Source organism: Dolichospermum sp. LEGE 00246, assembly GCF_015207865.1.
Taxonomy (GTDB): Bacteria; Cyanobacteriota; Cyanobacteriia; order Cyanobacteriales; family Nostocaceae; genus Dolichospermum; species Dolichospermum heterosporum.
Genome location: NZ_JADEWA010000212.1, coordinates 1 through 8,822, shown reverse-complemented (window position 1 = coordinate 8,822; position 8,822 = coordinate 1). Strand labels below are relative to the sequence as shown.

Below are 8,822 nucleotides of genomic sequence, written 5' to 3'. Positions count from 1 at the left end.
AAATTAAAACCGTCCCTGATTGGCAGCAACGGTTGAGGGATTTTGTTGATCAACTTCTTGAAGACTTGGACAAACAGTAATATATGGATAGTTATGGGTAGAAATTATCAAGCTGCTTCTACCCCCATCCATAGAAATTTCTGCTGAGAATTAAGGCATTATCCGTTACCCAATTTCTTAATAACACTGTATCAAATTTGCAGCCAATGATTATATCAAAAAAGTAATGCAACTGCATTATCTGGGCAAGGATAGCCCAACCGAGACAAAACTAATACAGGAAATGGGTTCTGTCTGCCCATTCCCAAACTACAATAAGAATATATATCCGAATATTTTGATTAATTTGCTCTATGTCAGTTTTAGCAGCGATCGCAGTTTTGGCTATTTTGATCTTAGTACATGAGTTGGGACATTTCATAGCCGCCCGTTCTCAAGGCATTTATGCTAACCGCTTCTCCTTGGGTTTTGGTCCGATTCTTTTAAAGTACCAAGGATCAGAAACAGAATACACTATCCGTGCCTTCCCCTTGGGTGGTTTTGTCGGCTTTCCCGATGATGATTCAGATAGCGAAATTCCCCCCAATGACCCAAACTTACTGCGTAACCGCCCAGTTTTAGACCGTGCCATAGTCATTAGTGCCGGTGTAATCGCCAATTTAATCTTTGCGTATTTAATGTTGGCTTTACAACTGGGAATCGTTGGTATACCCCAAGAATTTCAGTATCAACCAGGTGTACTTGTCAAACCTGTAAACGAACAATCCGTCGCTTATCAAGCAGGGATTCGGGAAGGAGACATCATTATAGCTGTGAATGGTCAAGAAATTCCACTAGGTAAAGATGCAACCACATTATTAACCAAGGAAATCCAAACCCACCCTAATCAAGAAATTGACCTGAAAATTCAACACGAAACCCAACAAACCAACCTGAAACTAACACCCAAACAAGGTGCTGATGGTAAAGGTGTGGTAGGAATTGAATTGGGTCCAAATGGTAAAGCAATTTATCGTCGTCCTCAAGATATTGTCGAGATTATCAAAGTTGCTGCTAATCGCTTCCAACAGTTAGTTGTAGGAACATTTCAAGGTTTTGGGCAATTAGTTACTAATTTTGGGCAAACGGTGGGACAAGTTTCAGGTCCTGTGAAAATCGTCCAAATTGGCGCACAATTAGCAGCTAGTGATAGCACAAATTTATTTTCTTTTGCGGCAATTATTAGTATTAACCTGGCAATTATTAATATTTTGCCTCTTCCTGCTTTAGATGGTGGACAATTAGCCTTTTTACTCATTGAAGGATTATTTGGTAAGCCTTTACCTAACAAAATTCAAGAAGGTGTGATGCAAACTGGATTAGTGTTACTTTTAGGATTAGGTATTTTCCTAATTGTCAAAGAAACAACCCAATTAACATCCCAGCTAGAATGGGTACAAAAATTACTTCAGTAAATACATTTGCTGATTAACGTCAATTGCCAATTAGGCAAGGGATCATCCCAATTTTGCAGAAATAAGCTGGCGATTAGAAAGATGCGCTCCCGTCAGGGATACACGGCTATACAAACAAAGTCCGCCTACGCGGACTAGGGAAATTTAAAACCCACGCAGGTGGGTTTTGCCTGTGTAGCCGTGACTTCCAGTCGGCTGGATTCTATATTTTATTTTGGGAAATTTGCACATTTGGGATGCTCCCATTAGGCAATAATAGATGAGTAAATTCAAAAAACTATTGACAACTGACCACTAACAACTGACCACTAACAAGAGAGAATTGATTGAGTCGCAAATCACTAACCAAAAAACAACGGGCTTTAGAAATTCTTTCCCGTATCCAGCATCTTTATCCAGACGCAACTTGCTCCCTAGATTATGCCACCCCTGTACAATTATTAGTAGCAACTATTCTTTCCGCTCAATGTACAGATGAAAGGGTAAACAAAGTAACGCCAGGATTATTTGGCAAATTTCCTGACGCGGAAAGTCTAGCAAATGCAGATTTAACAGAGTTAGAAGAATTGGTACGTTCGACAGGTTTTTATCGTAATAAAGCCAAGAATATTCAAGGCGCTTGTCGAATGATTGTTCAGGATTTTAACTCTGTTGTTCCCAACAAAATGGAAGATTTATTAAAGCTTCCAGGAGTAGCCCGGAAAACTGCAAATGTGGTTTTAGCCCATGCTTATGGTATTAATGCTGGAGTAACTGTAGATACTCACGTCAAGCGCTTAAGTCAGCGTTTGGGATTGACAAAAAATACTGAACCTGTGGGGATTGAAAAGGATTTAATGAAGTTATTACCCCAACCAGATTGGGAAAATTGGTCAATTAGATTGATTTATCATGGTCGGGCTGTCTGTAAAGCCCGTTCTCCTAGTTGTGATATTTGTAAGTTGGTTGACTTGTGTGATATGAATTTATCTGCCGCAAATTCACAAAAAACAAAGTAACTCATTCATAATCTAAATGAGTTGGCTTGAAAAAACCGAGGGAGTTCCCTATTCCCTGTTCCCAGTTAAGAGTTCCCTCTCTCAACGAGTGAATTTAATTTTGTCCGACTACTTAAAGATGCTATTTTTGATTATTACAATTCATCAAAATAATAAGTTACGACTCCAGAAATGGGGTCATTACCAATTCTGATATGATTTGATTTCAGCATTTCTTGGAGTGTAGCTTCGACTTCTGCAAAACTCATTCCTGTAGCCTTAACACCTTGAGTTACAGTTAAACTACCACCCTTAGCTTCTGCGGCTTCTATTAGTTTAACAATCATTGGTTTCTCCGTCGGTTTGTGAACTTGGGAAATAAATATCCGTTCATTCATGGATACGCCTAAAGGTGATAAACCTGCTTTTAGTAGCAATTTATGCTCATATTCATCCACCATGTTAGGTATGATTAATAAATCATAGATTTGTCCCAAGTAAAAGAACCCACAGGTAAAGAACCATAATAAACCAGTAGCCGTTTTACCATTATATAAGCGATGTAAACCACCTATTCCCAAAAAACCAGCCCCACACAAGAGGTAAGAGACAAGAAGACGGTCTTTATGTTCAGTATTTTTTATAGTCATCTTATTTATGTCCATTAGGATTTACTGGTTTAAAAACCCACACTGCAATTAACTACCCTTGGTTAGTCTTCGATTCCCCAATTAACCATTATATTTATTTATCACCATGATTTCCCTTTCTCCTGAACTGCAAGCTAGACTTTCCACACCTCTAAAAATCGGCTCATTTGAGGTTAAAAGCCGTGTTTTACAGTCTCCCTTATCAGGGGTAACTGATTTGGTGTTTCGGCGTTTGGTGCGTCGTTATGCACCAGACTCCATGATGTATACGGAAATGGTAAATGCAACGGGTTTACACTATGTTAACCAATTACCAAAAATCATGGAAGTAGATCCTCAAGAAAGACCTATTAGTATTCAATTATTTGATTGTCGTCCCGATTTTTTAGCAGAAGCAGCCATAAAAGCAGTTGCTGAAGGTGCAGATACTGTTGATATTAATATGGGATGTCCTGTGAATAAAATTACTAAAAATGGTGGTGGTTCGTCTTTATTACGTCAACCAGAAATTGCGGAAGCAATTGTGCGGGAAGTTGTCAAAGCGGTAGATGTTCCTGTAACCGTAAAAACCCGCATTGGTTGGAATGATCAGGAAATTACTATTCTTGATTTTGCGAAAAGAATGGAAGACGCGGGAGCGAAAATGATTACCGTGCATGGACGCACTCGCGCTCAAGGTTATAATGGTAATGCGCGGTGGGAATGGATAGCTAAAGTCAAGGAAATTTTGTCAATTCCTGTGATTGGGAATGGGGATATTTTTTCTGTAGAAGCTGCGGTAAAATGTTTAGAACAAACTGGTGCAGATGGAGTAATGTGTTCTCGTGGAACTTTAGGTTATCCCTTTTTAGTTGGTGAGGTTGATCATTTCTTAAAAACTGGAGAATTATTACCACCACCTAACCCAATTCAACGCTTAGAATGTGCCAGAGAACATCTTTTTGCTTTATGGGAATACAAAGGAGATAGGGGGGTACGTCAAGCTCGTAAACACATGACTTGGTATGCTAAAGGCTTTATGGGTGCGGCTGATTTACGGGGTAAATTAAGTTTAATGGAAACTGTCCAACAAGGTTTAGATTTGATTGATGGTGCGATAGAAAGATTAGCAAATGGTTATGAAATTGAAGAAGAAGTACCAGCTATTATTGCACTTTAGCATTGATTTCTAGGTGAGGTTAAGCGATAGGTTAACACAAGCTAAGGGACTTCCAAATAAAAAAATACTCAACCACCTAACGCAAAAATCTCTCAAACCCTTATTCCTCTGTGTCCTCTGCGCCTCTGTGGTTCGTTAATCAGGATAATTTATTTCTTGGAAGTCCCTAAGTAGGTTGGCGTTGAAAATTGTCATTATGGCAAGGCAAAAGGCAAGAGTGAAGAGGGTTTAGGCGATTTTACATTTTTTTACACAGTTTGGTTTTATTGTGTTCACCTACTTAAGTGCGATCGCTAATTCCTCAAACTCCCATTTTTCATAATAAACCTCGATAACGAATAAAAATCAAAATCACAGCCCAAGAACCTAATGCCACTTTAACAGCAACTAGGATATTTAATATCGGGAGAATTCCACCACTAAATAATGTTCCTAACTCTCCATGTGGTAATTCTATTCCCGACAAAGTGATCACTGCTAAAACAATGAAAACTAATACCGAAACCTTCTCCCAAATAGCCGCGTGCCAACGTTGGTAAATATCCTGCATCCATTGGTATGATGAGGTAATTGCTATGAGTCCGATTGCTGTTCCCCCAGCGACTCCAGCCGCAAAACCACCCCCCGGACTCAAATGCCCCCTAATTGCTAATTCAATGCCCACTAATGCCGCAATTGTCGCCCCTAGACGAGCTAAAATGATGGATGGTTGGTCTTTAAATTGATAGATGCTACAAGATGGTTTTTCATTAGCTAATAAAAAATTAGCTCCGAGAATGGCAATAGTAAAAACAATAACTTCAAAAATTGTATCATATAGCCGATTTCTGAAAATAATTCCTGATACTGCATTGGGAACACCACTTTCTTTTACCACTGTTTCCACAATAGAAATATCTGGTAAATTTAGTTCGGAATTAGGCATGATCAGCATTTTTACAAATAACGCTATTCCGGCTAAAATGTAAACTAATTTCATAAATTTTGCTCCCCTGAATCTAAAACATTGAAATATTTTAAACCTGTTTTTGGTGATGAAAGTTCGCTTTCTATGATGTTATAAATGCGTTGCACTCTAATCACGGTTTGGTATGTTTCTTCTGCTTCCACAAACTTTTCTAATGGCGCACAGGTAGCATGAATTTCTTTTTCTATTAACGCCTGTTGTAAATTTTCTTTAGTAGTGTAAGGTACGAGTTCTAGACGCAGATAATGTTTCTTGGAAATGCGGCGAAAGTCGCTCATAAGTTGTTGAAAATTGCCATCTTGATTTTTTTCTATTGACTGATTTTCCATGACACCAAGACGTAATACTAAGGATGAACGAACTGCGATCGCATAGAGAGTAATTGATAGCATTGTTCCCATTAATGCTTCTGTTAAAGCCACATCTGCTGCACCTAAAACTGCATCTACCATTGCTGCAACTGCACCGAGTACCCCACGAATTACTAAGGCATGATAGGGGTTAGTTTGAGTTACTAACATCCCCGCAGTTAAGGGTAATAAAGCAATGATTAAATAGAGATAACTATGATTCATGTTTTTCCTCTTCTGTTGAACAGTATGCTAATACATAACCCAGCATAGTATTCCAAATTGCTAAGGAAATAATGCCAAGAATAAGTAATGGCCATTCACTGGGTATTTTCAGTAGTAGTCCGACAATAATCATCATTGAACCTAAAGTATCAGCAACAGAAAGTCCATGTAATTTGAATAATACTGATCTGTTGCTGACTAAATGAGAAGTTCCCCAAAACCAGAAAACTATGCCGATACCTATGCAGGTATAACTAAGAAAGTTGATCATACTTCACCTAATCTTCTGAGGATATGTGCTAATAACATTAAGCCGGCATTTCCTACTGTCAAAATAATCGCTGCGACTACACCAATCATCCAATCATCGCGCCAAACGGAAATTACGAGAATCATGATGGCTACTTTACTGGAAATGCTGCCAAAAGCTAACATTTTCTGCCAGGTATCATCACTTTTCCAAGCTTCATAAATGGGAATAAGTAAAGCCAAAATCATTGCTATTAAGACTATTTCTAGGTTCATGCTTGTTTTTTCCTGGGTTTAATTTGGTGAACTTCATACCATCCTTCTTCGTGGTACTTCAAAACTATGGTTTTGGGGGTAAAGGTAATCAGAAATATATCGAGGAAAATCAATAAAGGTGATCTGTTGAGTTTGACTTTCTCCATGATAATTTCTTCTTGGTTATGGGGACGGAAGATAATTTCAAATGCCTCCATAAAAGCTACCGGAATCGCAACGAATATCTTAATTATTACCTTTACCCAAGATTTTAATTTTTCTGGTGATGACTTACCACGTGGTAAAAGTAAGGCAATAATTACACCGATGATAATATTTGTTAAACTCACATTAGCAGTGAGTAATAACCAAATTGTTAGTCTTAATATGAGATGTCCAATCATGGGAAAGCCATCCAAAATAATAGGATTAAAGTTAAACTCATGACACCAACTAAATGCTCAAATTCTTCAAATACACGAGGTAGAGATATGGATAATTTCTTGAAAATGAAATGATATCCTAACCAGCCCGCACCAATAGTTAAAAGTGCTTTTGTAATATTGGTGATTTCATAAGCTGGAAGATAGACAATATTTGCCACAAATAATCCAGTAATCAAAAATATTACTGATATCCAAAAACCTGGTTTTATTTTCTGTTCTTCTGCTTTTGTATGGGGGAGAAAAATAAATTTAGCAAAAGATATGGCTGTACCAACTGCGGCAATATTCATAACTATAAATTGCCAAGATTCTAAATTTTTCATCGTTAATACTTTTGCCTCAAAACCTGACAACAAAGGTAAACCAGAAATTGATAAACTAGCAATAACTAAGGCTATCCAAATATTAGTATGAATGGGTTTATTTTGCAGTTCTTTAAAATTGCGACTGGGTAAAGAACCCGCAATCAAAAATAAAGATGATTTGACTAATCCATGGGTGAGGGCATAAAATCCACCTACAGCCGGTGCAGCGAGAATCCAGCCTAACTGGGAAATAGTGCTAAATGCTAACAGGCGCTTGGTATCCTTTTCAAAGACAGCATAGGATACACCCATTAAAGCTGTTCCCACACCAAAAATTCTGACTATGGTATCAATTTCTTCGGAAACAAATGCACAACGCAATAAAGGCAAAACACTGGCTTTAACGACAATTCCTGACATCAATGCCGAAACTGGTGTTTCTGATTCAGAATGAGTTAAAGGTAGCCATAAACCGGATATAAAAATCCCCGCTTTGATTAATAAGCCCAGGAAAATTAATGCTAGTGCTTCTGGTGGTGATCCCTTTAAACTGGTAAAACTAAAGGAATGATGTGTCTGATAAACCAGCACTGCACCAACCAGATAAAACAACATGGCAGTATTACTAACAAAGAGATACCGTAAACCTACCCAAATTGAGCGATCGCTACGAGGATAAGCAATTAATAGAAAAGCCGCAATACCGCTTACTTCTAAAGCCACATATAAACTAATGAAATCTGCACAGACAAAGGCAGCATTCAGGCTACCATGCACAATAATCATCTGGGCATAGAAAAAAGCCGTTTTATCACTGCGCCAGCAGTAGAGGGCAACAGCAGCCGTTACCAGGGCATTTGTGAAAATAAAGTAACCGCTTAACTCGTCAGCCACTAAAGTGATACCGAAACTATCCAGTAAATTCAGGGTGATGGGTGATGGTTCGATAAATAGCTGTAACCCATAAGCAGCAGAAGCAATAGTCCCCCACAATGTCAAATGTCGGTTAAGTTTGGGGACTAGAAAAATGATGAACCCTAGAAAAAATGGGGTAGCAATCCAAGTCAGTGTAATAGTATTCATGGTGTGTTATTTTTCTCAATCTCGTTACTTTCCAATGTGGGATTATCCCGTGCTAATTTCATCACACCAACTAGCATCAAAGCCTGTATCGAGAAACCGATGACTATCGCTGTTAATATGACTGCTTGGGGAACAGGATCAGCATAAGCAATATTTTTTACCTCGGAAATAATGGGAGTAAATAAGCCTTGTTGTGATGCAATTAGTACATAAAAAGCAATCACACCCGTACTCATCACATCCATTGAGACAATTTTCATCACTAAGTTTTTTTTGAGGATGATGCCAAAAAAACCACACAGTATTGTTATCAGTACGCACGCTTCTAACACGGGAATTATTTAATTTTATGATAAAGTGCTAACTTTATATAAGCACGAAATCTTAGTGCTAGAATAATTTCAACACTAGAATATTCTTATGATTATGATAGTTATACTCAATGATTTATGTTTTCACAACTTTTAAAGTTTGCAAACTTTCATCTGCACAACCAGTGATAAAACCACCCATTTTTTGAATTTCTTGCAAATATTCTAAAGCCGATTTTGTAATGAGTTCTCCAGGCATTAATACAGGAATTCCTGGAGGATAAGGGCAAATAATTTCCGCGCAAATCCGATTTTGAGCTTTCTCGAAAGGCAAGATTTCACTATTAGTAAAAAAAGCCTCACGGGGAGAAATAGCTATAATATTACTTGT

At 38.0% G+C, this 8,822-nt stretch carries 12 protein-coding genes and 1 pseudogene; 3 read left to right on the top strand and 10 right to left on the bottom strand.

What is annotated here, in order from left to right:
• Window positions 1–3 precede the first annotated feature (3 nt).
• Window positions 4–132, bottom strand: a complete 129-nt coding sequence (locus tag IQ228_RS27180; protein WP_255549978.1) for a hypothetical protein — start codon at window positions 130–132, stop codon at window positions 4–6.
• Between the two features lie 221 nt (window positions 133–353).
• On the opposite strand from IQ228_RS27180, the gene rseP reads away from it, so the two are divergent.
• Together rseP and nth are read left to right on the top strand one after the other, a co-directional pair.
• Window positions 354–1,454 carry an RIP metalloprotease RseP gene (gene rseP, locus IQ228_RS14695; protein WP_027401552.1) on the top strand — a complete coding sequence of 367 codons (1,101 nt, stop codon included), beginning with the start codon at window positions 354–356 and terminating at the stop codon, window positions 1,452–1,454.
• A gap of 326 nt (window positions 1,455–1,780) precedes the next feature.
• The gene (nth, locus tag IQ228_RS14690) at window positions 1,781–2,452 is read left to right on the top strand and encodes an endonuclease III (RefSeq protein ID WP_027401551.1); all 672 of its coding nucleotides are present in this window, start codon (window positions 1,781–1,783) and stop codon (window positions 2,450–2,452) included.
• Window positions 2,453–2,586: 134 nt separating this feature from the next.
• Here the strand turns inward: nth and IQ228_RS14685 are convergent, their stop codons facing one another.
• The gene (locus tag IQ228_RS14685; protein WP_027401550.1) at window positions 2,587–3,081 is read right to left on the bottom strand and encodes a TM2 domain-containing protein; all 495 of its coding nucleotides are present in this window, start codon (window positions 3,079–3,081) and stop codon (window positions 2,587–2,589) included.
• Between the two features lie 106 nt (window positions 3,082–3,187).
• Between IQ228_RS14685 and dusB the strand changes: the two genes are divergently transcribed.
• Complete coding sequence (gene dusB, locus IQ228_RS14680; protein WP_027401549.1) at window positions 3,188–4,240, top strand: tRNA dihydrouridine synthase DusB; 1,053 nt, start codon at window positions 3,188–3,190, stop codon at window positions 4,238–4,240.
• A gap of 316 nt (window positions 4,241–4,556) precedes the next feature.
• Here the strand turns inward: dusB and IQ228_RS14675 are convergent, their stop codons facing one another.
• The 8 genes and pseudogenes from IQ228_RS14675 to IQ228_RS14640 all read right to left on the bottom strand — a co-directional run.
• Window positions 4,557–5,219: a Na(+)/H(+) antiporter subunit B gene (locus IQ228_RS14675; protein WP_027401548.1), complete on the bottom strand. Its 663-nt coding sequence runs from the start codon at window positions 5,217–5,219 to the stop codon at window positions 4,557–4,559.
• Window positions 5,216–5,782 carry a DUF4040 domain-containing protein gene (locus IQ228_RS14670; protein WP_193963304.1) on the bottom strand — a complete coding sequence of 189 codons (567 nt, stop codon included), beginning with the start codon at window positions 5,780–5,782 and terminating at the stop codon, window positions 5,216–5,218. Before IQ228_RS14670 ends, IQ228_RS14675 begins: the two co-directional genes overlap by 4 nt.
• On the bottom strand, window positions 5,772–6,053 hold the full coding sequence (locus IQ228_RS14665; RefSeq protein ID WP_027401546.1) for a monovalent cation/H(+) antiporter subunit G: 282 nt from the start codon (window positions 6,051–6,053) through the stop codon (window positions 5,772–5,774). Before IQ228_RS14665 ends, IQ228_RS14670 begins: the two co-directional genes overlap by 11 nt.
• Window positions 6,050–6,307, bottom strand: a complete 258-nt coding sequence (locus IQ228_RS14660; protein ID WP_027401545.1) for a hypothetical protein — start codon at window positions 6,305–6,307, stop codon at window positions 6,050–6,052. The genes IQ228_RS14665 and IQ228_RS14660 overlap by 4 nt, the downstream gene beginning before the upstream one ends.
• Window positions 6,304–6,690 (bottom strand): Na+/H+ antiporter subunit E, encoded by a 387-nt coding sequence (locus tag IQ228_RS14655; RefSeq protein ID WP_193963303.1) that lies wholly within the window; start codon window positions 6,688–6,690, stop codon window positions 6,304–6,306. Before IQ228_RS14655 ends, IQ228_RS14660 begins: the two co-directional genes overlap by 4 nt.
• A complete protein-coding gene (locus IQ228_RS14650) occupies window positions 6,687–8,120 on the bottom strand; it encodes a cation:proton antiporter (RefSeq protein WP_193963302.1) in 1,434 nt (477 codons plus the stop codon). Before IQ228_RS14650 ends, IQ228_RS14655 begins: the two co-directional genes overlap by 4 nt.
• On the bottom strand, window positions 8,117–8,452 hold the full coding sequence (locus IQ228_RS14645; RefSeq protein WP_027401542.1) for a cation:proton antiporter subunit C: 336 nt from the start codon (window positions 8,450–8,452) through the stop codon (window positions 8,117–8,119). Before IQ228_RS14645 ends, IQ228_RS14650 begins: the two co-directional genes overlap by 4 nt.
• A gap of 115 nt (window positions 8,453–8,567) precedes the next feature.
• Window positions 8,568–8,822 (bottom strand): annotated as a pseudogene (locus IQ228_RS14640) (arginine decarboxylase); the annotation flags it as partial.

Coding starts and splice junctions, on each gene's coding strand:
- rseP (WP_027401552.1), top strand. CDS start 354: ATGTCAGTTTTAGCAGCGATCGCAGTTTTGGCTATTTTGATCTTAGTA.
- dusB (WP_027401549.1), top strand. CDS start 3,188: ATGATTTCCCTTTCTCCTGAACTGCAAGCTAGACTTTCCACACCTCTA.
- IQ228_RS14670 (WP_193963304.1), bottom strand. CDS start 5,782: ATGAATCATAGTTATCTCTATTTAATCATTGCTTTATTACCCTTAACT.
- IQ228_RS14685 (WP_027401550.1), bottom strand. CDS start 3,081: ATGACTATAAAAAATACTGAACATAAAGACCGTCTTCTTGTCTCTTAC.
- IQ228_RS27180 (WP_255549978.1), bottom strand. CDS start 132: ATGGATGGGGGTAGAAGCAGCTTGATAATTTCTACCCATAACTATCCA.
- IQ228_RS14665 (WP_027401546.1), bottom strand. CDS start 6,053: ATGATCAACTTTCTTAGTTATACCTGCATAGGTATCGGCATAGTTTTC.
- IQ228_RS14675 (WP_027401548.1), bottom strand. CDS start 5,219: ATGAAATTAGTTTACATTTTAGCCGGAATAGCGTTATTTGTAAAAATG.
- IQ228_RS14655 (WP_193963303.1), bottom strand. CDS start 6,690: ATGATTGGACATCTCATATTAAGACTAACAATTTGGTTATTACTCACT.
- IQ228_RS14660 (WP_027401545.1), bottom strand. CDS start 6,307: ATGAACCTAGAAATAGTCTTAATAGCAATGATTTTGGCTTTACTTATT.
- IQ228_RS14650 (WP_193963302.1), bottom strand. CDS start 8,120: ATGAATACTATTACACTGACTTGGATTGCTACCCCATTTTTTCTAGGG.